The sequence below is a fragment of the Paenibacillus harenae DSM 16969 genome (assembly GCF_000422465.1).
GTDB classification, from domain to species: domain Bacteria; phylum Bacillota; class Bacilli; order Paenibacillales; family Paenibacillaceae; genus Pristimantibacillus; species Pristimantibacillus harenae.
In genome coordinates, this window is sequence record NZ_KE383842.1 from 1075377 (window position 1) to 1098749 (window position 23373).

The 23373-nt window shown below is 52.6% G+C and carries 21 protein-coding genes and 1 riboswitch; of the genes, 17 read left to right on the forward strand and 4 right to left on the reverse strand.

The genetic code is table 11. From position 1 onward, the window contains the following. The first annotated feature begins 26 nt into the window (after positions 1 to 26). Positions 27 to 134, forward strand: a riboswitch (purine riboswitch). An 83-nt stretch (positions 135 to 217) separates the two neighbouring features. Together H581_RS0115325 and H581_RS0115330 are read left to right on the forward strand one after the other, a co-directional pair. Beyond that, entirely contained in the window at positions 218 to 1156 is a 939-nt protein-coding gene (locus H581_RS0115325; RefSeq protein ID WP_028610780.1) for an EamA family transporter, read from the forward strand. A 165-nt stretch (positions 1157 to 1321) separates the two neighbouring features. Further along, positions 1322 to 2257: an NAD(P)/FAD-dependent oxidoreductase gene (locus H581_RS0115330; protein ID WP_028610781.1), complete on the forward strand. Its 936-nt coding sequence runs from the start codon at positions 1322 to 1324 to the stop codon at positions 2255 to 2257. Between the two features lie 32 nt (positions 2258 to 2289). On the opposite strand, the gene clpP is transcribed toward H581_RS0115330, so the two are convergent. Next, the gene (gene clpP / locus H581_RS0115335) at positions 2290 to 2874 is read right to left on the reverse strand and encodes an ATP-dependent Clp endopeptidase proteolytic subunit ClpP (protein ID WP_028610782.1); all 585 of its coding nucleotides are present in this window, start codon (positions 2872 to 2874) and stop codon (positions 2290 to 2292) included. Between the two features lie 199 nt (positions 2875 to 3073). Between clpP and H581_RS0115340 the strand changes: the two genes are divergently transcribed. The 6 genes from H581_RS0115340 (at position 3074) to modB (ending at position 8404) form a co-directional block, all read left to right on the forward strand. After that, a complete protein-coding gene (locus H581_RS0115340) occupies positions 3074 to 3808 on the forward strand; it encodes a sigma-70 family RNA polymerase sigma factor (protein ID WP_028610783.1) in 735 nt (244 codons plus the stop codon). A gap of 595 nt (positions 3809 to 4403) precedes the next feature. Further along, positions 4404 to 4670, forward strand: coding sequence for a CD3324 family protein (locus H581_RS0115345; protein WP_028610784.1), 267 nt, complete (start codon positions 4404 to 4406; stop codon positions 4668 to 4670). A gap of 27 nt (positions 4671 to 4697) precedes the next feature. Further along, complete coding sequence (locus H581_RS0115350) at positions 4698 to 6887, forward strand: ABC transporter ATP-binding protein (RefSeq protein WP_028610785.1); 2190 nt, start codon at positions 4698 to 4700, stop codon at positions 6885 to 6887. Further along, positions 6887 to 7393 carry a DUF1854 domain-containing protein gene (locus H581_RS0115355; RefSeq protein ID WP_036718666.1) on the forward strand — a complete coding sequence of 169 codons (507 nt, stop codon included), beginning with the start codon at positions 6887 to 6889 and terminating at the stop codon, positions 7391 to 7393. The genes H581_RS0115350 and H581_RS0115355 overlap by 1 nt, the downstream gene beginning before the upstream one ends. A 142-nt stretch (positions 7394 to 7535) precedes the next feature. Continuing rightward, positions 7536 to 7730, forward strand: a complete 195-nt coding sequence (locus H581_RS0115360) for a hypothetical protein (protein ID WP_028610787.1) — start codon at positions 7536 to 7538, stop codon at positions 7728 to 7730. After that, a complete protein-coding gene (modB, locus tag H581_RS0115365) occupies positions 7727 to 8404 on the forward strand; it encodes a molybdate ABC transporter permease subunit (RefSeq protein ID WP_028610788.1) in 678 nt (225 codons plus the stop codon). Before H581_RS0115360 ends, modB begins: the two co-directional genes overlap by 4 nt. 52 nt (positions 8405 to 8456) lie before the next feature. Here modB and H581_RS0115370 read toward each other — a convergent pair whose 3' ends face one another. Then, positions 8457 to 8747: a hypothetical protein gene (locus H581_RS0115370; protein ID WP_028610789.1), complete on the reverse strand. Its 291-nt coding sequence runs from the start codon at positions 8745 to 8747 to the stop codon at positions 8457 to 8459. A 229-nt stretch (positions 8748 to 8976) separates the two neighbouring features. On the opposite strand from H581_RS0115370, the gene H581_RS0115375 reads away from it, so the two are divergent. From H581_RS0115375 to H581_RS0115385, 3 genes are all read left to right on the forward strand, one after another. Then, the gene (locus tag H581_RS0115375) at positions 8977 to 9786 is read left to right on the forward strand and encodes an alpha/beta fold hydrolase (RefSeq protein WP_028610790.1); all 810 of its coding nucleotides are present in this window, start codon (positions 8977 to 8979) and stop codon (positions 9784 to 9786) included. 104 nt (positions 9787 to 9890) lie between these two features. Then, positions 9891 to 10424 carry a hypothetical protein gene (locus tag H581_RS0115380; RefSeq protein WP_028610791.1) on the forward strand — a complete coding sequence of 178 codons (534 nt, stop codon included), beginning with the start codon at positions 9891 to 9893 and terminating at the stop codon, positions 10422 to 10424. A gap of 29 nt (positions 10425 to 10453) precedes the next feature. Then, the gene (locus tag H581_RS0115385; RefSeq protein WP_028610792.1) at positions 10454 to 11008 is read left to right on the forward strand and encodes a GrpB family protein; all 555 of its coding nucleotides are present in this window, start codon (positions 10454 to 10456) and stop codon (positions 11006 to 11008) included. A 103-nt stretch (positions 11009 to 11111) separates the two neighbouring features. Here H581_RS0115385 and H581_RS34145 read toward each other — a convergent pair whose 3' ends face one another. Beyond that, positions 11112 to 12347, reverse strand: coding sequence for a nitrate/nitrite transporter (locus H581_RS34145; RefSeq protein WP_051251028.1), 1236 nt, complete (start codon positions 12345 to 12347; stop codon positions 11112 to 11114). 419 nt (positions 12348 to 12766) lie between these two features. Here H581_RS34145 and nirB point away from each other — a divergent pair, with 419 nt between their 5' ends. From nirB to H581_RS0115410, 4 genes are all read left to right on the forward strand, one after another. After that, positions 12767 to 14923, forward strand: a complete 2157-nt coding sequence (gene nirB, locus H581_RS34150) for a nitrite reductase large subunit NirB (protein ID WP_051250827.1) — start codon at positions 12767 to 12769, stop codon at positions 14921 to 14923. After that, the gene (gene nasC / locus H581_RS0115400; RefSeq protein WP_036718669.1) at positions 14904 to 17036 is read left to right on the forward strand and encodes an assimilatory nitrate reductase catalytic subunit NasC; all 2133 of its coding nucleotides are present in this window, start codon (positions 14904 to 14906) and stop codon (positions 17034 to 17036) included. The genes nirB and nasC overlap by 20 nt, the downstream gene beginning before the upstream one ends. Positions 17037 to 17193: 157 nt before the next feature. Next, positions 17194 to 18063: a permease gene (locus H581_RS0115405; protein ID WP_425414619.1), complete on the forward strand. Its 870-nt coding sequence runs from the start codon at positions 17194 to 17196 to the stop codon at positions 18061 to 18063. Further along, positions 18060 to 18968: a TIGR03943 family putative permease subunit gene (locus tag H581_RS0115410; protein ID WP_028610795.1), complete on the forward strand. Its 909-nt coding sequence runs from the start codon at positions 18060 to 18062 to the stop codon at positions 18966 to 18968. The genes H581_RS0115405 and H581_RS0115410 overlap by 4 nt, the downstream gene beginning before the upstream one ends. A 64-nt stretch (positions 18969 to 19032) precedes the next feature. Here the strand turns inward: H581_RS0115410 and H581_RS0115415 are convergent, their stop codons facing one another. Continuing rightward, entirely contained in the window at positions 19033 to 20802 is a 1770-nt protein-coding gene (locus tag H581_RS0115415) for a glycoside hydrolase family 2 protein (RefSeq protein ID WP_028610796.1), read from the reverse strand. Between the two features lie 253 nt (positions 20803 to 21055). Here H581_RS0115415 and H581_RS0115420 point away from each other — a divergent pair, with 253 nt between their 5' ends. Both H581_RS0115420 and H581_RS0115425 read left to right on the forward strand, forming a co-directional pair. Next, complete coding sequence (locus tag H581_RS0115420; RefSeq protein ID WP_028610797.1) at positions 21056 to 22183, forward strand: acyl-CoA dehydrogenase family protein; 1128 nt, start codon at positions 21056 to 21058, stop codon at positions 22181 to 22183. A gap of 14 nt (positions 22184 to 22197) precedes the next feature. Beyond that, positions 22198 to 23367: an acetyl-CoA C-acetyltransferase gene (locus H581_RS0115425; RefSeq protein ID WP_028610798.1), complete on the forward strand. Its 1170-nt coding sequence runs from the start codon at positions 22198 to 22200 to the stop codon at positions 23365 to 23367. The last annotated feature ends 6 nt before the right edge of the window (positions 23368 to 23373 follow it).

A 23373-nucleotide genomic window follows, 5' to 3' on the forward strand; every position in this document is an offset into this window, starting at 1 on the left:
ATGTAAGATTTATCTTTGGTAACATTGAAATCACAATTTCATACATTCGTATAACCTCACAACATGCATCATTTAGGGTGAGGGTTTCTACGGGAAGCCTTAACTTCCTAACTACGAATACAGGATCATGAACGAGATGATACTGTATTCGCGGTTAGGATTTTTTTGTGCGCGCACATCAAGTCGTAATCGACTGGAAAGGAGATTTAACAAACAAATGAAGTATTTGATATCTGTATTTCTTGGCGCTGCCAGCTACGGCATTCTGTCAACGTTTGTCGTGCTTGCCTATACCGAAGGATATACGCTTGGCGAAGTGGTCGGCAGCCAATTATTAACCGGTTTCGTGCTGGCCTGGCTGCTTTCGTTCTGGTTGAAGCTTCGCGACCGGCGGAAAGCTGCAGGAAAGGCTGGCGTGCTAGCCGGAGCCGCAGTGCTCCATACGAAGCTGACATGGAAGCAGAGGCTGCTCTTAATGGCAGCCGGCGCGCCGACAGCTGTGACGGGACTGCTGTATTATGAATCGCTGCGTTACATTCCGGCTTCACTAGCCATAATTTTATTGTTCCAGTTTACCTGGATCGGTGTGCTCATCCAGGCGGTAAGCCAGCGCAAACGCCCGAACGGGATCATGTTTTTTACCATTGCGGTATTATTGGGCGGAACGCTGCTGGCCGCAGGTATTATAGAGCAGGGAACAGGACAATTTAATATGATGGGCGTCATCCTGGGGCTTCTATCCGCGGTCAGCTACTCGCTGTTTATTTTGTTCAGCGGCAAGGCGGTGCCGGCCGTGCATCCCGCATCCCGCAGCGCATGGATGATCACCGGCGGCATGATTCTCGTATTCCTCCTTTTCCCGCCGGCGTTTCTATTTAACGGACTTCTATGGGGGGACCTGCTGTTGTACGGATTTCTTCTCGGCTTGTTCGGCGCATTTATTCCTCCCGTGCTGTTCGCGATCGGCGTGCCGCATATTGGCGAAGGAATGGCCGGCATCCTTGGCGCTACGGAACTGCCGGTTGCTGTCCTGTTGTCGTCCTTTGTATTGAACGAGCATGTGAGCATGCTGCAATGGGTCGGCGTCATCGTTGTTTTGTTCGGAATTGCGCTGCCGGAGCTATTGAAAAGAAGGCGGATGAGCGCTCAGCATTAATCGTATAAAGATTGAAAAAGCCGGACTGTTCCCGAAAAGGAGAAACAGCTGGCTTTTTCTTCTGAATAATTACAATTGGGATACGGTTCGGCGAAATGGGGAACTTCTAAAACCATAGTGTCTGTCGTTCATTTTATAACGTTTGTCAGAGAGGAAAGAATATTCATGCGATATGACTGCGTGATCGTTGGCGGCGGGATTGCCGGACTGCAAGCCGCCATTCAGCTTGGAAGGTATCGCCATCGGGTGGCCGTTATTGACGCAGGGGACGGAAGATCGAACCTGTGCCGCTGCTATCATAACCTGATTGGCTGGCCTGAAGGGGTAAGCGGCTCTGAGCTGCTCGCATCGGGAAGAAAACAAGCGGAACGGCTGGGCGTCCATCTGGTTCATGCAAGGGCGGTTAAGGCAGCCAAAGAGCAGGATGGATTCGTTATTGAAACGGACGGGAATGAGCATTATGCCGGCGACAGATTATTGCTTACAACAGGAGTGAAGGACAGGCTGCCGCCGTTTTCAGAGCTCAGGCCCTGCCTGGGTATAAGCGTCTATGTTTGTCCGGACTGCGACGGTTATGAAATCTCAGGCAAACGAACGCTTGTTTTCGGAGCTGGCAAAGCAGGTGCGGAGATGGCGCTAACGCTTACCCATTGGACGGACGACCTTATTTATGTCAATCATGAGCTAACCGCGATAGATGAGCATACTCGCGAAAACCTCGAGCGCAGACAAATTACATATATCGAGCGGAAGGTAAGCGCCGTGATTACGGAGGACACTGTTTTCAAAGGCGTTGCGCTGGATGACGGGACCGTTCTTGAAGCCGGCCGCTGCTTCGTCGCCCTCGGCGGCAATGAGGTTCTTTCCGGCATCGGAGCGCAATTGGGCGCCAAGCTGCTGGATAATAAACATATCATGGTCGATCCGCGTACGAAATTGACCAGTATCCCGCATGTATGGGCGGCAGGGGACGTTACCGTCCATTCCGAAATGGCAACGATCGCAATGGGGGATGGCAGCCAAGCCGCGATTTGGATCCATAAGAGCCTGATGGAGCAGGCAATGCCTGCAAATTCCGTCAACATGACGGCAACTCATTAGCTAGGCCTGCCTGCCCGCATCAAGCCACAGACCTAAAGTGAGGTAATCACTTTGTCGATGATCCCGTACTCCAGCGCCTCCTCGGGAGACATGAAATTGTCGCGATCCATGTCCTTTTCAATCCGTTCCAGCGGCTGCCCGGTTCGCTCGGCGGAGATCTGATTGATTTTTGAACGAATATTCAGAATCCGCTTGGCGCTAATGGCAATATCGCTGGCTTGACCCTGTGCGCCTCCATGCGGCTGATGAATCATAATCTCGCTGTTCGGCAGCGCCGAGCGGTGGCCTTTCTCGCCCGCTAGCAGCAGAACGGCAGCGAAGGAGGCGGCCATTCCCGTACATATCGTATGGACAGGGGGCTTCACGAATTGCATCGTATCGTAAATGGCGAAGCCTGCCGAGGTTGAGCCGCCCGGGCTGTTAATGTACATAGAAATTTCTTTGTCCGGATCTTCCGCCGCCAGAAAAAGAAGCTGCGCGACGATGCTGTTCGCGACATTATCATCAATGGCTGCCCCCAGAAATACAATGCGGTCGCGCAGCAATCTTGAATAAATATCATACGATCTTTCTCCGCGGCTGGACTGCTCCACGACATAAGGAATGAAATTGCTCATTTTTATCATCCTCCCGTTACTTGTTTATTCGCTTTCCCCCGGTAAACGAATGAATCCTCCAAAAAGGTACGGAAAAAATATTTACGCTTTTGGCGTATCCTTTCATAAGCTATAATCGTTTACATAGATAAAGGCCAAAGCCGGAGGTATACGTTCAGAAGCGGGAACCGCTTCGTTATACGGTTAGGAGGTTAAGAATATGCCCGTGCCTTCCAGGAAGGTCAATCAAACGAAAGTGGAATCCAAAAACATCGAGCAGCTGCAATCCGTCGTTCACCGTTACTGCCTATCCTTAACCAAGTCGAGCTGGGATGCAGAGGATCTAGCTCAAGAGACGCTGTATAAAGGATTGAAGACGACGAACCTCGTGAATCATAACAATCTTGAAGCTCTGCTGCTGCGCATTGCCAAAAATACATGGGTCGATCAAACGCGCAGGAATGGCAGGTTGAACCGGATACTAAGCGGCTGGGAGCAAACGGAGGTTTGCCTGGAAGAGCCGACTGAGGAAGTGGAGGAAATCCTTTACGGCTTGATGACGCACTTGTCTCCGCTGCAAATGGCAGTATTCCTTCTAAGGGACGTTCTCGGCTATTCGGCGGCGGAGTCTGCGGAGCAGCTTCATACCTCGATTGGAGCCGTGAAGGCTGCGCTGCACCGGGCGAGAGAAGCGCTTGGCGGGTTGAAGAGGGACCTGGAGGAAGGCACCGTTTCCTTGCCGCAGGATGAGGGGATGAAAGGATTTCTCAGCGCTTTCGCAGCGGCCTTTCAATCCGGCAATACAGCACTGCTCATTAAGCTGGCGCTTCAGGATGCGGTTGACCCGGCCATTGCGACCGCTATGGTGCAGAACGCGCAGCTTCAGCAACCGGCTCGTTCAAGAACCATACGCGCGGGCTTTGGCCCCGACACTGTACGACAAGCTGCCGCTTAGGGCAGCTTTACCTTTATAAGTTTAGCCGACGCCGATAGTCGTTTCTGCTTGTCATCACTGCTTTTTTGGTAAAGTTTTTTTTATAGATATTCTTTCACTTTCGCAAGACGGTCCTGAGGGCGTATACTGATGGTGTCGGGCCGACGAATTCCAAGGAAAGGAGCTGATCGATTTTGATTACAAACTTTGAGGTGGTCTCCGTTTAACGGAGACGCCGATTAGGTGGGAGGCCGCGAGGCCTCCTATTTGTTAGAAAGGCATAATCAACCCCGATCCCGATGGGATTATTGTTAAAAATTTCTTGTCATTTGAAAAGGCTTTCTTTATACTTTAGAAGTGTCTTTACATAAAATCATGGAAGGAGGACGAGTATATGTCGAACACAATTAAGGTGGTTAACTATTAACCTAATAAACTCACGACCAGGTAGGAATGATTTGCGCAAGTGTACCTGTGGAAGCATTCGTATCCACGGGATTTTTGTTTTTATGGGGAAATAAACATTTAAACCAACGAAAGGAGGATGCAACAATGTTAATTAATGCCGTTAACGAATTGCAAACCAAGCTAAGCCTGTTTGAGGAGGATTTATACCGTGAATTACAAAAATGGAAGAGACGTGCTTCCCCCTAGTTTGCTGATGGAGCTTCAGAAATATATCCAGGGTGATCTGATCTATATCCCCAAGCCAAAGGAGCAGCGGGCTCATTGGGGGGAGGTCAGCGGAACTCGAAAGATGCTTGCCGAACGAAACAAGGAAATTTACAAATGTTATTCGAATGGAGAGTCCGTTGCCGAACTGGAGCGCAAATTTCATCTGTCGGGCGAGAGTATACGCAAAATTATCGTGAAGGCGCGTTAGTCAATGAACCGCTGATGGAGGATCGATATGTCAATCGCAGAGAGGCTCCCGGATCCAATCCGGGCGCAATTCGAACAAGAGCCGCTGTTTAGCGCAAAGTCGGACCTTCGGAACAACGGTCATTTCGGTGAGCAGTGGATGGCTTTCACGGAGCAGGAAATAACGCTCTGGGAGAGTGACGGATTACAATTATTAAAGATAATCATGAAGGATTTAAAGGAAGCGCGAGCCGTAAACGGCGTCGGCGGAGGCACATTGCTTGCCGATACCGGCCAAGGACCGGTCGTGCTTGCGCGTTATACGGCAGCGTTATCGTCGCTGTTCGGTTTCGCCGCCAAGTTGTTAACGGCAATAGCCAAGGGCGAGGATAGGCCGGCCGTATCCGAGAAAGAGTTTCCACGGTATTGTCCAACCTGCGATAATCCGCTCTCTGAAGGAACCCAAGTATGCCCGATCTGCAAAAACAACGGCAAGGTCATTGCCCGTATGCTGAAGTACGCGAAGCCCTACAAGCTTCAAATGATTGGCGCGGGCTTCCTGCTCGTATTAACTACGTTAATTGAGCTCATTCCGCCTTATTTGACCAAGGTTATGATCGACGACGTGCTGCAGCCGAAGGATATGGGGAGCACGCTGCTCATGATCGTGGCGGGTTTAGGCGTAACCTCGCTTATTTTAACGGTTATGCAGACGGTACGGGGGTTAATCGGGGTTTGGGTCGGATCCAAATTAATGGGCGATTTGCGGAAGGATATTTACAGCTCGCTTATGCGGCTGTCGCTTGCTTTCTTCGACCGAAGGCAAACCTCGCAGTTCATCGGCAGGGTGAACAGCGACTCGGAAGCGATGCGGCAGTTTATGACCGACGGGGTCATCTGGGTAAGCGGCGAGTCGCTCCGGGTGATCGCCATATTCGTCATCATGTTCAGCCTGGATTGGAAATTGACCTTATTCGCGCTGCTTCCTATGCCTTTTATGGTGATCGTCTCCATGAAGCTGTGGCCGAAGATCGGAAGGCGCTGGTATCAGCAGTGGCGGTCGATCTTCCGGCTGAATGTGCTGGTGGGCGATTCCCTTCAAGGCGTGCGCGTCGTGAAGGCGTTCGGCCAGGAAGCGACGGAAATGTCCCGCTACTCGGAAGCCAACCGCGAGGTCGTCCGCCATAACATTCGGATCGAAGGCTTATGGCAGGGGATGTTCCCGTTATTTTCCTTTATTGCCGGATTAGGTACGCTTCTAATTTGGTATAACGGCGGCCGGTCGGTACTGCAGGATGAGCTGCAGCTCGGTACTTTAATGGCGCTTATCGCCTATTTGACCATGCTGTTCGGGCCGCTGCAATGGGTGAGCCAGATGATTAACTGGGCAAGCAATGCGCTCTCCGCGGCGGATCGCGTATTCGAGATTATGGATACCCCCTCGGAGGTGCCGGATGTCCGTGACCCCGTCCCGATCGGCAAAATCAAGGGCGAGGTCGCATTCGACAAGGTTACGTACGGGTATGAGAAGCATCATCCCGTTATCAAGGACATTAACCTGCGTGTCAAGCCCGGGGAAATGATTGGTCTAGTCGGCCATTCCGGCGCGGGGAAATCGACTTTTATTAATATGATTTGCCGGTTCTACGATACCGATGAAGGCTCGATCAGCATTGACGGCGTTGATCTGCGGAGAATCAGCCAATCCGACCTGCGCAAGCAAATCGGAGTCGTTCTGCAGGAGACCTTCCTCTTCGACGGCACAATCGCCGAGAATATCGCCTATTCCAAGCCGGACGCTACCCCGGTAGATATTATGCGGGCGGCCAAGATTGCGAATGCGCATGATTTCATTGTCAGGCTGCCGGACGGCTATGACACACGCGTTGGCGAGCGGGGACATCGCTTATCCGGCGGCGAGAAGCAGCGCGTATCGATTGCGCGCGCCATCATCCATGATCCCCGCATTCTTATTTTGGACGAAGCGACGGCATCCGTAGATACCGAGACGGAGAGGCAGATCCAGGAGGCGATTACCCGGCTGATCGAAGGGCGGACAACGTTTGCCATTGCGCACCGGCTGTCGACGCTTCGCAACGCGGATCGGCTGGTTGTGCTGGAACGGGGCAAAATCGTCGAGGTCGGCACCCATGAGGAGCTATTGGAGCGCAAGGGCGCTTACCATAAGCTCGTGGAAGCGCAGCAGGAGCTTTCGAAGATCAAGGGGGTCGAGGGTTGATGAATGCCGATAAAGACAAATATGACATTACGATTGCCGATCCGGACCGCTTGATCTTCAGCCGGGGTCCAGGCGGTGTATTCCAAGGTATCGTTAACGGAAAGCCGTATGACGAGCTGATCGTATACCGGGCTTTTCCTTTCATCTATACGACGCAGTTCATTTCGATTCGAGATGCCAAAGGCGAAGAGTTGTGTATCGTCGAGGATATTGCGGAGCTGGATGAAGAGAGCTTGAAAGAAATCGAGCGGGAGCTGCAATTTCGTTATTTTTTGCCGAGGGTGACCCGGGTGGACAGCGTAAAGCAAAAAAGCGATTTATGGCTCTGGGAGCTCCAAACGAATCTGGGCCCAACGCGGCTTGCCATGCGGAATTTACATGAGCATTTACAGTTTCCAAGCGGGAACCGCATTATCCTGACAGACATCAACGGGAAAAGATGCGAGATCGCGGACTGGAAGGAGCTTGACGGCCACAGCCGCAATCAGCTGACGGATGTTGTCTAATAAAAACGAAGGGCAGGCGGCAAATAGCTGCTTGTCCTTTTTTTATCAAACAATAGGACAAGCATGCTTTACTTCCGATAAAACGCCTCTATAATAAGTCTTAGATAACTTGTGGTCTTATTCGAAATAGAGGTGGCGAGTCTTGAATCGAACAACGGTTGCTTTATCCTCCGTGCATGCGGAAATCGCTTTTATTGTAGATTCAGCCGCTTGCAGCACGGTTGATTACTCCGTCGGTATCATGAATGCAACGAAGCTCCGCGAGGGCGCGGAGAATTACTATAGCTTACTCCGATCGGAAGAAGCCCTCGACGTTGGCTTCACCATCCCGTCATGATGATGGCTGGGCAGGATTGGCTGCAGCTGTGGCCGCCTATCCGATTATCGCTGCAGATCGCTTTAATTGCCAGTATCGTAACCGCCGTCATCGGGATGGCCGCTGCCTGGATGATGTCCAAAAAAACGTTCAAAGGGAAGACGCTGCTCGAGACCGTCTTTATGCTGCCGATGGTTCTGCCGCCGACGGTCGTCGGCTTTCTGCTGCTGGTTTTACTGGGGCGCAGAAGCTGGATTGGCCGCCTCGCGGAATGGCTGTTTTCCGCTCCGATCGTTTTCTCTTGGGGAGCGGGAGTCATTGCCGCCGTTGTCGTCGCCTTTCCTCTCGTCTATCAATCGATGAAGGCCGGCTTCGCATCGGTCGACAGACATCTGGAGGAGTCGGCGCGCTCCATGGGCGCGAGCGAATGGCAGGTGTTCCGGCATATTACCATTCCGCTGGCGCAACGCTTTATCGTGACAGCTTATTTGTTAGGCTTTGCCCGGGCGCTTGGCGAATTCGGCGCAACGCTCATGATTGCCGGGAATATTCCCGGCAGGACACAGACGATTCCGACCGCAATCTATGTAGCCGTTGATTCCGGCAATGAGGTTATGGCATGGGCCTGGACGATCGTTATCGTGGTCATTTCCTTTGTCATGCTGCTGTTTACCGGGAGAAAGCAGAACACATAAGGAAATTCCCTGCAAATCAAGAAGACCGCCAAGCTTGGCGGTCTTCTTTGCGTTAATGAACGGAACCGGCGGGCAGTTTCAGCATCGTTCTTGGAAACTTGTAATCATCGCGGAAGCAATTGGTACCGCTGTCATAAGTTGATTGCGAGAGCCTGTGCGAGATTTCAAAGATAGACAGCTCCGGATTGACATGCAGCGTGGATTCATAAAACGAGCATCGTTCGAAGTTGAAATGCAAGGTCGTAATAATAATAACGCAGTTCGTAAACGTACAGCCGATAAAGCTAAATCCGTCAAACGCAATCGTTTCGTTCGTAAAATGCTCATTCGATATCGTATTCATGGCAGCACTCCTATTCTATGATGGACAACCTGTTTTCCATATTAGCAGATGCTGTACGTAAAGATTGTCAGAACATGCCGTGAGAAAATAAATAATTAACGACATAACCTCCAAGCATACGTGTCTAACAAAGCACGGAATACCGGCTGCGGTTCCTGGGTATTCACCCATTTCAATCCGCATGAGTATCCTGATTATGGATTCAATGCATCGTAATGGAGGAATACACGTGGGATATTATGTTGCCGTAGAGCAGGACGTGAAAATATTTGTCGAGGACGTTAACCCGGACGGAAAGCAAACACTCTTGTTTATTCACGGCTGGCCGGCGGACCACCGGCTGTTCGAGTATCAATTCAACGTGCTTCCCGCATTAGGCTACCGCTGCATCGCGATCGATCTTAGAGGCTTCGGCCATTCCGATAAGCCGTGGGACGGTTTCTCTTTTGATTGCTTGGCGGATGATGTGAGAAGCGTCGTGGATACGCTTAAGCTTGATCGTTTTATTCTAGTCGGGCATTCGGTCGGTGGAGCGATCTCGATCCGGTATATGGGGCGGCATGCCGGACATGGCGTATCCAAGCTTATTCTATTGGCGGCTGCGGCTCCAAGCTTTATCCAGCGTCCAAACTTCCCGTACGGCCTGCGCAAGGAAGAGGTGGACCAGCTCATTGAAGCGACGGAGAATAACCGCCCTAAAATGCTGCATGATCTGAATGATACGTTTTTCTTCCAAAATGTCGGAGGGCCGTTCGCGGATTGGTTCTTCCAGATCAACCTGTTGGCGGCAGGTTATTCTACTTCCGCCGTTCTTGTATCCCTTCGGGAAGAAACCTTATTCTCGGATATTGCCGGCATCATGGTCCCCACATTAATTCTTCAAGGCATCCATGATGAAATCGTCAAGCCGCAGTTGGCAATGGTTCTCCATGAAAGCATTCCCGGATCCAAGCTGGTATGGCTTGACAGCAGCGGACACGGATTGTTCTGGGAGCAGAAGGATGAGGTGAATGAACAAATCGCCCATTTTATCGGCTAGCATGTAGGGAGCGCCAATAGGGGAAATAGTCCTCTGCGCTTCCTTTTTTTGTATGCAACGAAAAGGCGTGCTAATATAATATGGGAGGTGGGGGTGAGCGACGGATGACCTATTCATTGTTTCACTATTTCGAGAAGGAGCAAGGCCCTTTCAAAAATTTATCAAGTCTCCCTTTAGAGGACGCATCGCAACTGCTGGCACGATTGAGGAGAGAGGGTCAGGTGTTTGCCGGCAAACGGACAGATGATTATTTAGAAATCCGGCGGGATTTGGAACAAAGGGCGCGGGAGTTATTTGTTGCGAAGGGCGGGCGTCCACGGAAACGCTATCCACACTATATGACAATGGGAGAATGCGTTTGGCTTCGCAGCTGGTACAAACAAAGCGGTGAAATTGTCATCGATTTGGACCAATTCCATGAAGATTCGGTTAGTTTTACATATGGCGATTTATTCCCAACCATGAGATACGCCGATGGCAGGCCTTATCGGGAACAGGTATATACCAAACAAGAAATACTGGAAGTCATTCGTGTTTATGGTTTGCCTCAGGAATGGAACGAAGACGGCAGCAAAGGTCCCGAACGGTATATCGAAGCTCAGGTTTGGGATGATGAGGCAATCGGCCGTTTTTTATAAAATACGATAACGGGTAAGGATGTGGATCAATGAGCAATCAGCATAATCCAAATTGGCCCAAATGGGCGGTGGAAGCGGTAGAAATCGTGGAGCATGATCCGAAGTGGCTGGAAAAAGGGGAGCTTGAACGCATGCAATTGCTGAGGCTTCTGTCTTCGTATGGTGTAACGGAGATCGAGCATATAGGAAGCACTTCGGTTACCGCTCTTGCCGCGAAGCCGATTATCGACCTCATGGCTCAAATTGCAACCTATTCGGATATCGAACGCATCGCCCGCAAATTAAGCGGAAGCGAATGGCATTACGTTCCGCCCGAGCTTGACGGACAGCCGTGGAGAAGGTTTTTTGTGAAAGTGAAAAATGACAAAAGAGTTGCGCATCTTCATCTGATGTTAGATACGGAAGAACGATGGGGGAAACAGCTGCAGTTCCGAAATATACTGCGGGAACAGCCAAACCTCTCAAAGCGATATGCGGAGCTGAAGGAAAAGCTGGCTGCGGATTACAAGGAGGACCGGGAGGCTTATACGGCGGCCAAATCCGAATTTATTACAAACGTTTTAGAATCGGGTAAACGTTCATAAACCTGATCGAATGGCATACACGTGAAGAAAGCTGACAAGAGCCCCGATGCGAAAGCGGACACGCTTCTGCATCGGGGCTCTTGTTCTTATTGAAAATTAAAGTTTATACGTTTAATTGCTCTGTAATCGGCTCCAAGCGGGCTTTGCCGCCTTTATCCATCCATTTGTTGCGCCAGCTCAGCTGCATAACGGTCAGCAGGATAAGCGAGCACAGCGTAACGCCGCTTAAGATCAGGAAGCCTGGCGCATACGAGCCGGTTGATTGATATAATTTACCGAGAACGAGCGGCAGCGCATAGCTGCCAAGACCGCCGGCTGCACCGATTATGCCGGTCATCAGTCCCAGCTCGTTGCCGAAGCGTTGAGGGACAAGCTGGAATACCGAACCGTTGCCGGCTCCCAGACACATCATGCCGACGAATAAGATGATAAGGACGACAGGCAGCGGAGGGATTGTCGCGACTGCAGCCAGCATGATCCCGGCCCCGCCGTACAATATGGTTAACATCCGGGTTCCGCCGATCTTGTCTGACAAATAGCCGCCGACCGGGCGGAAGAAGCTGCCCGCTATAACGCAGAATGTAGTGAAATCAGCTGCGCGAACCGGAGCAAGTCCGTATTCCGTGTTGAAGAAGATCGTTAAATAGTTGGAGAGTCCGACAAAACCGCCGAATGTGACGCAGTAGAAAGTGCAGAACACCCAGGCATCTCCCTGACTCAATACTCGCGCATATTGCGAGAGTGTCTTTGGAGCAGGAAGGTTCGGACTATTTTTGGCAAAAATCGTGAACAAAATAAAGACGACGGCGATCGGAATGATCGCAAGGCCAAAAACAACTTCCCAGCTGCCGTAATGCTGCGCAAGACGGTTAGCGAACAGCGTTGATATGACGGTGCCGCTGTTATCGGCTCCAGCTATCCCCATCGCTAAGCTTTGATGTTCCTTTGTATACCATTGGCTGGCGAGAGGCAATGCCGCGGCAAAGGATGCGCCGGCGAAGCCGAGCAGGAGTGCTACGATGTACAGCTGGTCGAGCGAATGAACGAATTTCCATCCCATAATAAGAGGGACCAGCGTTAAGAGCATACCGATCTGAGCCGTTCTCTTCGGACCGATGTAATCGGTCATAAAGCCCAGCACCAGTCTTAGAATAGATCCGCCAAGAATAGGCAGTGCAACCAAATTCGCTTTTTGCACGGGATCCATTGGGTAGTCGGCCGCAATAATAACGGCGAGGGGACCGATTAACACCCAGATCATAAAGCTTACGTCGAAATACAAAAATGCGCTGAACAGTGTAGGCTTGTGACCGCTTTGCCAAAATCCTTTTTTCTCCATCATCCAAATCTCTCCTTTTTATGATTAACCTCAAATCCAAAAGGCCGCAATCCAACCTTAATAAGGTAGGAATTGCGGCCGCATTGCCATCGTAAGCACGCCATTGTGCATCCATTTACGTATAAGGGGATACAGGATTGTCATCCACTCTCGAATTATAAATTGGCGTAATGTGCATGTAAATATATCTGACACAAAATTATTTATATAATGCGAATATGATTTTTTGTTAGCTATATTGACATAACTCGCAATTTGCACTAATCTTACATATACATGGAGTTCAGCACAGCGTCGTGCTAATTCTTACGGCAATGATGCCTTTTCCCCTCGAAAGGGAAAGGGCTTTTACTGGTTATTTTCGAGGTAATGTGACATGAATAGTGAGGTATATGAAATAGCAAGAGTGGATGTGAGACATGATGGAGAGAAAAAAACTGGTCGTTATCGGCAACGGCATGGCAGGTATCAAATGTGTGGAAGAAATTTATAAGCTTGATCCGGGTCTTTACCAAATTACTGTTTTCGGAAGCGAGCCGCATCCGAATTATAACCGGATTCTTCTGTCGAAGGTGCTTCAGGGAGATTCCTCGATCGACGATATTACGATTAACGATTGGTCGTGGTACGCAGAGCGGGATATCCGGTTGTATACCGGAGAGACGGTTGTCCGCATTCATCCCGATTCGCGTATAATCGAGACGCAATCCGGCATACGCGCCGAGTACGATGCCCTCATTATCGCGACCGGATCATCCGCATTCATCCCGCCGATCGCAGGCATTCATAAATCCGGCGTCATTTCGTTCCGAAATATTGAAGATTGCAAGACCATGATGAATTATGCGAAAAAATACCGCAAAGCGGCTGTCATCGGCGGAGGTTTACTCGGTTTGGAAGCGGCGCGAGGGCTGCTTAATCTCGGGATGGAGACGGATGTCATCCACAATGCTTCCTACTTGATGAACCGCCAGCTCGACCGGATGTCTGCCGAATTGCTGCGCAAGGAACTGGAGCAGCAGGGGATGCGTTTCTGGCTGAACAAGGAGACGGAAAGCATTACAGGATTAAATCGGGCAAAAGGCGTGCGATTCTCGGGCGGATCAACGCTTGAGGCCGATCTGATCGTTGTTTCCGTCGGCATCCGGCCGAATGCCGAGCTTGCGCGAAGAAGCGGCATCGAGACGAATAGAGCGATTCTCGTCGACGATTATATGCGTACGAGCGTGCCGGGCATTTACGCCGTGGGCGAATGCGCGGAGCACCGCGGAATCGCTTATGGACTTGTAGCGCCGCTTTACGAGCAAGGAAAGGTTCTTGCCTCGGTCATTTGCGGCAGGGAAACGCCTCCTTATACAGGCTCCGTGCCTTATGCGCAGCTGAAGGTTTCCGGCGTCGAGGTGTTCTCGGCCGGAGAGATCCGCGAGACGGAAGCCGAGACCGCCCTGCAGCAGTATGACGGCGTGAACGGCACCTACAAGAAAGTGACGATGAAATCCGGAACCGTCCGAGGCGCCATTCTATACGGCAATACGGCTGAAGGTACGAAGCTGCTTGAGCTGGTGAAACGGGAAGCCCCCGTCACGGCGCTTCAGGCGGCCGTTAGCGGTAACGAGAGCGGCGAGCTCGACGATACAGCCGCCAAAATGCCGGACCGCGAATCGGTCTGCGCTTGCAATGCTGTCAGCAAAGCTGCCATTGTGGAAGCCGTTATCGAGGGTGGCTTACAAACGGCGGAGCAGGTCCGGGACCGGACGAAGGCATCCAGCTCCTGCGGGGGCTGTCGCCAGATGGTTGCGGCCGTAGTCAAGCATGCCATTCGCCAAGGAAAAACGGCTATGGTGAAGGAAGAACCGGCAGTATGCGGCTGCACAACCCTCAGCCATGAGCAGCTGAGATCCGCTATCGCCGAATCGGCGGTCTCCACACCGCAAGAAACGATGCTTGCGCTTGGATGGTTCAATGCGGCCGGATGCAGCCGCTGCCTGCCGGCCGTGGCTTATTATTTGGCTCTAAACGGAAAGGAAACGGCGGGCGGCACAGCAGGTCACGGCTTGGTCAAGGAGCAGTTCGGCTTATCGGTCGGGATTGTGACGGACGAGAAGGCGGAGAGGACTCAGCGATTCGACTCGCGTTCCCTCGGAACGGCGCTCTATCAGGTTTGGGACGGTCAATTCTTCCCAGCGCCCGTAAATGCATCCGTTACGACTGGAATAGGGCAGCCTGCCGGAATCCTTGTTCGAGATATCGGCATTACAGGAACGCCGGCCGGCTGGGAGATCTATGCGGCAGGACATGCAGAGCATCCGGTAAAGCAGGGGCAGCTGGTCGGACTTGCCGAGACCGAGGAGGAAGCGTTGGCGCTTGCGGTTTCTTGCCTGCAGCTGTACCGGGAAAGAGCCGAATTCGGAGAGGCGATGTGGAAGTGGCTGGAGAAAGCGGGTATCGTTGAGATAAGAGAGACACTGTACGATGCCGGTTACCGCCGCGACCTGCTTATAAGAGCAAAGGCTTCGGAGCTATTGATGAAAAACGAGGAAAGGCCCGGTGAGAGCTATGCCGCTATTATCCAGTAAGTTGTCTTCAGAGCAGGAAAGTCTTCAAGTCGATACCCAATGTCCGTTCTGCAGCGTTCAGTGCAAAATTCGGATTACTCAGCAGCCGGCCTCTTCCCAGTCTTTGCGCCCTGCATATGCCGTTGAAGGAATTCCAAACGCCGCGTCAGAAGGGCGGCTATGCGTAAAGGGGATGAACGCGCATCAGCATCTGACAAGCGCCGAACGGCTGTTGCATCCGATGGTAAAGAAGGACGGGAAGCTTGTTCCGGCGACTTGGAAGGAAGCGCTGAGGAAAATCCGGGACAATTTCATTACTGTCCAACAGCAGTATGGTCCCGATGCCGTCGGCTTATACGGGGGCGGCTCGCTCACGAACGAATCCGCATATCTGCTCGGAAAATTCGCCAGAGTGGCGTTAGGCACTAAATATATTGATTACAACGGGCGTTTCTGCATGTCGGCGGCAGCCTCCGCCGGAAACAAAACATTCGGGGTAGACCGCGGATTAACGTGCCGGTTATCGGATATTCCGCTTGCCCGCTGCATCATTCTGGCGGGCACGAATATTGCGGAATGCCAGCCTACCTTGATGCCATACTTTACGAGAGCCAAGGAAAACGGGGCTACGATAATCGTGATTGATCCGCGCGAGACCGCGACTGCGGCGCTGGCCGACATTCATTTGCAAATTAGGCCGGGCACGGACGCGGCTTTGTCCAATGGACTGCTAAAGGTGCTGCTGGATGAGAAGCTGATGGATCCGAACTTTATAGCCAAGCGGACGAAAGGCTTTGCTGAATTGGAGGAGCATCTGTCCTCCATTCAATTGGATGAAATAGCGGAAATGACCGGATTGGCTAAGGAAGCGATTCAGAAAGCGGCCGTCGCTTACGGAAAGGCGGATACCGGAATCATTTTCACGGCCAGGGGAGTCGAGCAGCAGACGGACGGCCATGTCGCCGTGCGCAATTTCTTGAACATGGTGCTGGCAACCGGGAAAATCGGCAAGCCCGGCTGCGGTTACGGCGCCGTCACCGGTCAAGGGAACGGGCAGGGCGGCAGGGAGCACGGTCAGAAGAGCGATCAACTGCCGGGTTACCGATCCATCGACAATGAACAGGATCGCGCCTATGTCGCAGGCGTATGGGGGATCGATCCGGCCGAGCTGCCGGGGAAAGGCGTCTCCGCCTACGAAATGATGGAGCTTGTCCATCAAGGAACCATACGTTCCTTATTCGTAATGGGATCAAATCCCGTCGTCTCGAACCCGAATGCCGATTTGGTAGAGGAAGGGCTGGCGAAGGTTGACTTCCTTGCGGTAGCGGATATGTTCCTGTCGGAGACGGCAAGGATGGCCGACGTCGTTCTGCCGGTAACCGCCTATCTGGAAAATGACGGGACGCTGACGAATCTGGAAGGCCGCGTGCTCTTGAGAGAATCCAAGCTGACTCCGCCCGGCGAGACGCGTCACGACTGGGAAATTTTATGCGAGCTTGCAGCCGGCCTTGGAAAATCCTCCTATTTCGCCTTCCGGTCCGCGGAAGACATCTTTAACGAGCTGCGGGAAGCAAGCCGGGGCGGATTAGCCGACTATTACGGCATTACGTACGAGAGGCTGCGTAAGGAAGGCGGAGTTTACTGGCCTTGTCCTTCGACGGACAGCAGCGTATCGAACGGAATGATGTTCGAGCGGACTTTCGCCCATGCGGACGGCAGGGCTGTTTTCTTCCCCGTCCCAAGCGGTCAGCCGCAGGAGACGCCGGACGATGATTACCCGCTTACGATGACGAACGGGAGGGTGCTCTCGCATTATTTAACCGGCGTCCAGACACGGAGAAGCCCTTCATTAGCCGCGCGCAGCGTGGATAACTTTATCGAGCTGCACCCTCTCACGGCGAAGAAATATAAAATCGAAGACGGCGAATGGGTGGAGGTCCGCTCCCGCAGAGGCAGCTTCCATGCGAAGAGCCGCTATACGGATAAAATAAGAGAAGACAGCCTGTTCGTACCCATGCATTGGGGCGGGGCGCAGAACGTGAATAAGGCAACGAGCCCGGAGCTGGATCCGAATTGTAAAATGCCCGGCTTTAAAACGTCAACGGTAGCCATTATCCCTTTACGCTTACAATAGCAGGACAAAAACTGCAAGTAATGAAGAGCCGTTCAATTGCGGCTCTTTTTTGTGCTATATTAAGTATTAGCATTTTTATATCGAATCTATCATTAAATAAAGGCTGGGGATGAGCCGAGTGACGACAATCTATCAATTAAATACGATATTTATCAGCATGGTCATGGAGGCCATACCGTTCGTACTGGTCGGCGTTCTTATTTCCGGTTTGATCCAGATCTTTGTAAAGGAGAGCTGGATCGCCCGCATAATGCCGAGAAACCGTGTACTGTCAACCCTATGCGGCTGCGGCATAGGCATGCTGTTTCCTTCGTGCGAATGCGGCATCGTACCCGTCACGAAGCGGTTAATCGGCAAGGGCATGCCGCTTCACGCCGGAATCGCCTTCATGCTGACCGGACCGATCATCAATCCGATCGTTCTGTTCTCGACCTATATCGCCTTCGGCAATGACTGGGGCATGACGGCGATTCGGGCCGGTCTGGCCTTGGCGGTTGCCTTTGCCGTTTCCATGACGATTGCGCTTTTCGTCAAGGAACCTCCGTTCCGGATTCCGCTGCCGCAGCATGCCGCCGGTTTGGAGCATGGCGCTCAGTTGCCGGCCAAACGAATTTCTACCGGCAGAAAGCTTTACGATGTCGTCGTCCATGCGATTGAGGAGTTTTTCTCGGTAGGCAAATATCTCGTACTAGGCGCTTTTATCGCGGCGTGCATGCAGACTTTTGTGCCGACATCCTATCTGCTGCACATTGGCGGCAATCCGATAACCGCCTCGCTTGTCATGATCGCGCTCGCCTTTATTATTTCCTTATGCTCGGAAGCGGATGCTTTCATCGCGGCCTCTTTCAGAAGCACGTTCTCAACAGGCTCGCTGTCGGCTTTTCTCGTATTCGGACCCATGATCGATATTAAAAATACGCTGATGCTGCTCGCCGTATTTCGCGCCAAATTCGTAATAGTGCTGATCGGGCTTATTACCGTATTTACGCTAACGGGTTCATTGATCGTAGGGAGGTTATTTGATTGATTCGTTACTTTATCCTGTTCGGATTCTCTTTTATGTTCTTCATGCTTCACTATACGGGAGAAATTAAGAAATACATTAATATGAAATACGCTTATTTATCGATAAGCGCCATCGTCATTATGGGACTGCTAAGCATCTTCGAGTTCGTACGCGTCTCGCGGCAGCAAATCGCCGAAGAGAAGCGGCAGGCTGCAGGATTGGCCGATCAACACGAGTGCGGGTGTCCGCGGCATGATGATGACGGCGCAGGGCATTTCCATGATCACGGGCATTCGCATGGGAAGGAGAGCAAGCTTAAACGCATTATAAGCTGCGTGATTCTATTCGTGCCGATTGTAACGGGACTCTTCCTGCCGGCGGCGGCGCTTGATTCAAGCTTCGTGAAGGCGAAGGGCTTCTCCTTCCCGGGATTTGACGAGAATATTCAAAGCAATCCCGGCGCGCATCAGTTTTTGAAGCCGGATTCCAGCGTTTTTTATAGGCCTGACGATTATTCGGATATAAAGGACAGGGAGCTGGCGGAATTTCTGAATAGGCAGGCCGTCATGCTGACGGATCGCGACTACTTAATGGGAATGGAAGCCATCTATAATTCGCCGGGCTCGTTTACAGGGAGAAAAATTGGCTTTGACGGGTTCGTCTACAAGGGGCAGCAGGTAGACGGCAACCATTATTTCGTATTCCGGTTCGGCTTCATTCATTGCGTCGCGGATTCCGGCGTCTTCGGCATGCTGGTCGAGTTTCCCCAAAATACGCATTTAAGCGATGATGACTGGGTCCATGTCGAAGGAAAGCTGACCTTTGAGCTTTATCAGCCGTTTAAGCAAACGATACCCGTTCTAAAAGCGGACAAGTGGGAGCCGATCGAGGCGCCTGAAGATCCGTATGTGTACAGATCGTTATAAAATAAAGGGTTGCCCGAAATGCAGATCCATCTGCTTTCGAGGCAACCCTTTTCCTTAGACTTTATTATTTCTCCGCGTTCGCGTATTGCTTCTCGATTGCGGCGAACGTTGCATTAACCCGGCGAATCGCATCCGGATTGAATTTATGCTTGCGCTCATAAGTGAGCAGGCCGTTCACTTCCTGTTCGACATCGTAGAGCTGCGTATAGCAGAACGCGCAAATATAAGGATTTTCCAGCAGCGTAAGCGTCAAGCCTTCATAGCGGGACAGGAATTCCTCCTCGGTCTTCGGACGATCGCCGTATCCCCAGCTTTTCTCATCGGCTTGCCCCGGATTCCACCAGATGCCGCCGTATTCGCTGACGAAATAAGGCTGCCCTTCGTACTTTTGGCGGTCCTGGAAGGTGACATAACGTTCGCCGCCGCTACGCATCGCCGCATAATGTTCCGCGAACTTCTCGGGGTTCTGCTCGTAATCATGCACATCGAAAATATCGGTGACGACGTGGAAATTTCCGCTTGTATCAATGACCGGCCGGGTAGCGTCCAGTAATTTGGTCACATGGTAGATATTGCGCAGCACTTCATTATCTTGACGGGTTCCCTTGCCGTTGTTCCATGTCTCGTTGAAGGGACACCAGCCGACTAACGCCGGACTGTTATAATCTCTCTTGACGATTTCGGTCCATTCCGGCAAAAACTGCTGCAGCCCTTGGGCGGTTGTAATATCCAGTCCCCAGTTCGCATGCTCTCCCCAAACGATATAGCCGAGTTGATCCGCCCAATATAAGAACCGGGCCTCGAACACCTTCTCATGGAGGCGGGCGCCGTTAAAACCGAGCTCCATCGACAATTCAATGTCTCTCCGAAGCGCTTCATCCGATGGGGCGGTATAAATGCCGTCCGGGTAGAAGCCTTGATCCAGCACCAGGCGCTGAAAGACCGGCTTGCCGTTAATGAGAATCGCATGGTTATCCCATTTGACGGAGCGAAGGCCGAAGTAGCTTTCGACGGTATCGACGGTATTCCCGCCGCTCTGGAGCGAAAGAGTTAAATCGTACAGCTTCGGCGATCCGACCTCCCACAGATGGCGCTCGGAAAGGTTGACCGTCATGCGGACCTGACTGCCCGATACGACAGCGGAATGCGATCCGGTTATTCTACCGTTAAATTGCGCTTCCGCCGTAAAGGTTAATCCGTCGGCACCGACGAGCTCGCCTTCGATATGAAGACAATCGTTCTCCGCGTCCGGCGTGAGCTTGAAGGAGCGGATATATTGCCGCGGGACGGATTCCAGCCATACGGTCTGCCAAATGCCCGTCGTCCGGGTGTAGTCGCAGCCGTGCGAATGATACAAGCCCGACTGCTTGCCTCGGGGCTGCAGTCCGGAGCGGAGATCGTCTTCCGCGCAAACGATGACTACATTAACGCCAGGCTCGAGCAGGCTCGTAATATCGAAGGAAAAGGAAGAATAGCCGCCGCGGTGCGTTCCGGCCGACTTGCCGTTAACCCACACTTCCGCCGCGTAATCAACCGCGCCAAAGTGAAGCAGGATGCGGCTTCCGTCCCAGTCGGACGGAATATCGACTTCTTTGCGGTACCAGACCGCTTGCATGAAATCTTTGTTCCCGATGCCCGACAGCTCGCTCTCCGGACAGAACGGCACCGTAATCTTGTCCCTTAAAGCGGCTGCCTCGAATAATCGGCGTTGCTTGCCGCTCTGGCCGTGATCGATCTCAAATTCCCATTGGCCGTTCAAATTCATCCACGCGGAGCGCACCATTTGGGGGCGCGGGTATTCCGGGCGCGGGATTGACGGTGTACCTGCTGTCATCATCATCCACCTCTTTCAATAAGGTTAAGTATAAAGTTAATAATTAATAGCGAAGAAAATCTATTCGCTTCAATGAGAGTATAAAAAACAGATAAACGATTGTCAATAAGCAAATAAACATAAAACAATTCATGGAATAATTAACTTTTGGATTACTGATTAGAAGAGATACTTTTCATTCGCGGCCCTTCATATAATACATTAAACGCAGATAGCGTCGAACTTTGTCCACATTGTGGGGAGGAGGGGGGAGATGCGGTTTCAATTGTCCGAGGAGCTGGAAATGACGCGTGAGGCCGTCCGGCATTTTGCCGAAAAGGAAGCCGGACCGAATGCCGTAAAACGTGATTCGGAGGAACGATTTGAGCGGGGGCTGTTCGCCCAGATGGGCGAGCTTGGCTTATGCGGCATTGTCATACCTGAGCGGTATGACGGGGCCGGCAGTGGTTTTTTAACCTACGTCGTCGCTTTAGAGGAGCTGGCGCGGGTGTGCGCTTCGACGGCGGCCGTTCTGGCTGCGCACACCGCCTTCAGCGCGTGGCCTATTCTGCAATTCGGCAGCGAGAGTCTGAAGCGTAAAGCGCTGACCGTACTTGCCGGCGGAAGGCGGCTGGCGGCCGGCGGTCTGCCTTCACAAGGCAAACAAGATAACGGAATTGTCGCCGCTGCCGATGAAAACGGATATGTGTTAAGCGGCAAACACCCCTTGGTATTAAACGCCGGCGCTGCCGATGATTATGTATTGTTCGCATCCTTAGAGCGGCGGCAATCCAAGGCGGACTTGACCGCTTTTCTGATCGAAAGCGGAACTCCCGGCTTCCGAACCGGAAATAAAGTGCAAAAGCTCGGCTTGCGCTCGTTGATGACGGCCGAGGTTGTACTCGAGAACTGCCGGATTCCGGCCGGGAACATAATCGGCAAACCGGGGCAGGGAAGCAGGATCGCCGAATCGCTGGTCGACATCGCAAGGCTTGGAACAGCGGCGCAGGCGTTAGGCATCGCGCAGGGGGCCCTTGAAGCGGCTACCGAATACGCCAAGCAGCGCAAGCAGTTCGGCCTGCTGATCGGACGGCGCCAAGGCATCTCGTTCAAATTGGCCGACATGGCCACCCGGATCGAGGCGGCGCGCTTGCTCGCTTATCAAGCGGCATGGCGCAAGGATGAGGGTTTATCCTTCGCCAAAGATGCGGCGATTGCAAGTTCATATGCGGTGAAGACGGCTATAAACGCCTGCCTGGAGGCGATTCAGGTGTTTGGCGGATACGGCTATATGAGGGAATATCGGATGGAGCGTTTTTCAAGAGATGCCAAATGCTTGGAAACGAGCATCGGAACAGGAGGCATGGATACGGACATCCACTCTCGCATTTTGATGAAATAGGGGGAGATGCCGCTATGGGCGAAACCGTCATCATCGGCGGCGCAAGAACGGCGTTCGGCAAATTCGGAGGCATGTTCAAAGACGTAAAGGCCGTTGAACTGGGAGCGGCGGCCATCAAAGGAGCGCTGCAAAAAACCGCCGTCGATCCCCGGAAGGTGGACGGCGTTATAATGGGCATGGTGCTGCAGGCCGGGGCTGGGCAGGTTCCATCGCGGCAGGCGGCCAGGCTGGCAGGACTCGATTGGAGCGTGCCTTCCGATACGATCAATAAAGTGTGCGCCTCCGGCATGAGGGCGATTACGATGGCCGATCAAATGATCCGCTCCGGCGATTCGGACATTATGGTTGCAGGCGGGATGGAGAGCATGAGCAGCGCGCCGTATGCGGCGCTTTCCGCCCGCTGGGGAGCCCGGATGGGGAGCTCGGAGCTGACCGATCTGATGATTCACGACGGGTTATCATGCGCTTTCGCCAATGTTCATATGGCCGTTCACGGCAGCCGGGCTGCCGCGGAGAACGGGATCGGCAGGGCCGAACAGGATCAATGGGCGCTGCGGAGCCATGTACGCGCGTCGGCGGCAAGCCGGCAGGGTCTATTCGCGGAAGAAATCGTCACGTACCAGCGCGCGGGGATTGCGCTTGCTACCGACGAAGGCCCCCGGCTTGATACGAATGCCGCGAAGCTGGCCTTGCTGCGTCCGGTCTTTGACGCTGACGGGACCATTACGGCCGGCAATGCGCCCGGCGTTAACGACGGAGCAGCCGCTTTGGTCGTCATGTCGAAGGACAAAGCGCTGCGCGGCGGCCATAAACCGCTGGCCAATATTATCGGGCATGCCTGCGTCGGCGCGGAAGCCCCGTATCTGGCATCGACCCCGGCGCTGGCCATCCGCAAGCTTCTGCAGCAAACGGGCGTCGCGTTGAAGGATGTGCATTTGTTTGAAGTGAACGAAGCCTTCGCCGCCGTTGTGCTTACCTGCGGTCAAATGCTCGGATGGGATCCGGATAAGGTGAACGTGAACGGAGGGGCTATCGCTCTTGGCCATCCGATCGGCGCGAGCGGCGCAAGAATCGTGCTCACGTTAATGAACGCGCTTATCCGCAGGGGCGGCGGCATCGGGATTGCGGCAATATGCAGCGGCGGCGCGCAGGGGGACGCGATCATGATTCAGGTTGAGGCTTAATTCCGG

Bases quoted from the DNA above. Each gene is read 5' to 3' on its own strand.
- H581_RS0115405 (WP_425414619.1), top strand. From the start codon at position 17,194: ATGGTCATGGAGGCCATACCGTTCGTACTGGTCGGCGTTCTTATTTCC.
- H581_RS0115420 (WP_028610797.1), top strand. From the start codon at position 21,056: ATGCGGTTTCAATTGTCCGAGGAGCTGGAAATGACGCGTGAGGCCGTC.
- H581_RS0115330 (WP_028610781.1), top strand. From the start codon at position 1,322: ATGCGATATGACTGCGTGATCGTTGGCGGCGGGATTGCCGGACTGCAA.
- H581_RS0115385 (WP_028610792.1), top strand. From the start codon at position 10,454: ATGAGCAATCAGCATAATCCAAATTGGCCCAAATGGGCGGTGGAAGCG.
- H581_RS0115325 (WP_028610780.1), top strand. From the start codon at position 218: ATGAAGTATTTGATATCTGTATTTCTTGGCGCTGCCAGCTACGGCATT.
- H581_RS0115350 (WP_028610785.1), top strand. From the start codon at position 4,698: ATGTCAATCGCAGAGAGGCTCCCGGATCCAATCCGGGCGCAATTCGAA.
- clpP (WP_028610782.1), bottom strand. From the start codon at position 2,874: ATGAGCAATTTCATTCCTTATGTCGTGGAGCAGTCCAGCCGCGGAGAA.
- H581_RS0115370 (WP_028610789.1), bottom strand. From the start codon at position 8,747: ATGAATACGATATCGAATGAGCATTTTACGAACGAAACGATTGCGTTT.
- nirB (WP_051250827.1), top strand. From the start codon at position 12,767: ATGATGGAGAGAAAAAAACTGGTCGTTATCGGCAACGGCATGGCAGGT.
- H581_RS34145 (WP_051251028.1), bottom strand. From the start codon at position 12,347: ATGGAGAAAAAAGGATTTTGGCAAAGCGGTCACAAGCCTACACTGTTC.
- H581_RS0115425 (WP_028610798.1), top strand. From the start codon at position 22,198: ATGGGCGAAACCGTCATCATCGGCGGCGCAAGAACGGCGTTCGGCAAA.
- nasC (WP_036718669.1), top strand. From the start codon at position 14,904: ATGCCGCTATTATCCAGTAAGTTGTCTTCAGAGCAGGAAAGTCTTCAA.
- modB (WP_028610788.1), top strand. From the start codon at position 7,727: ATGATGATGGCTGGGCAGGATTGGCTGCAGCTGTGGCCGCCTATCCGA.
- H581_RS0115340 (WP_028610783.1), top strand. From the start codon at position 3,074: ATGCCCGTGCCTTCCAGGAAGGTCAATCAAACGAAAGTGGAATCCAAA.
- H581_RS0115415 (WP_028610796.1), bottom strand. From the start codon at position 20,802: ATGACAGCAGGTACACCGTCAATCCCGCGCCCGGAATACCCGCGCCCC.
- H581_RS0115380 (WP_028610791.1), top strand. From the start codon at position 9,891: ATGACCTATTCATTGTTTCACTATTTCGAGAAGGAGCAAGGCCCTTTC.
- H581_RS0115355 (WP_036718666.1), top strand. From the start codon at position 6,887: ATGAATGCCGATAAAGACAAATATGACATTACGATTGCCGATCCGGAC.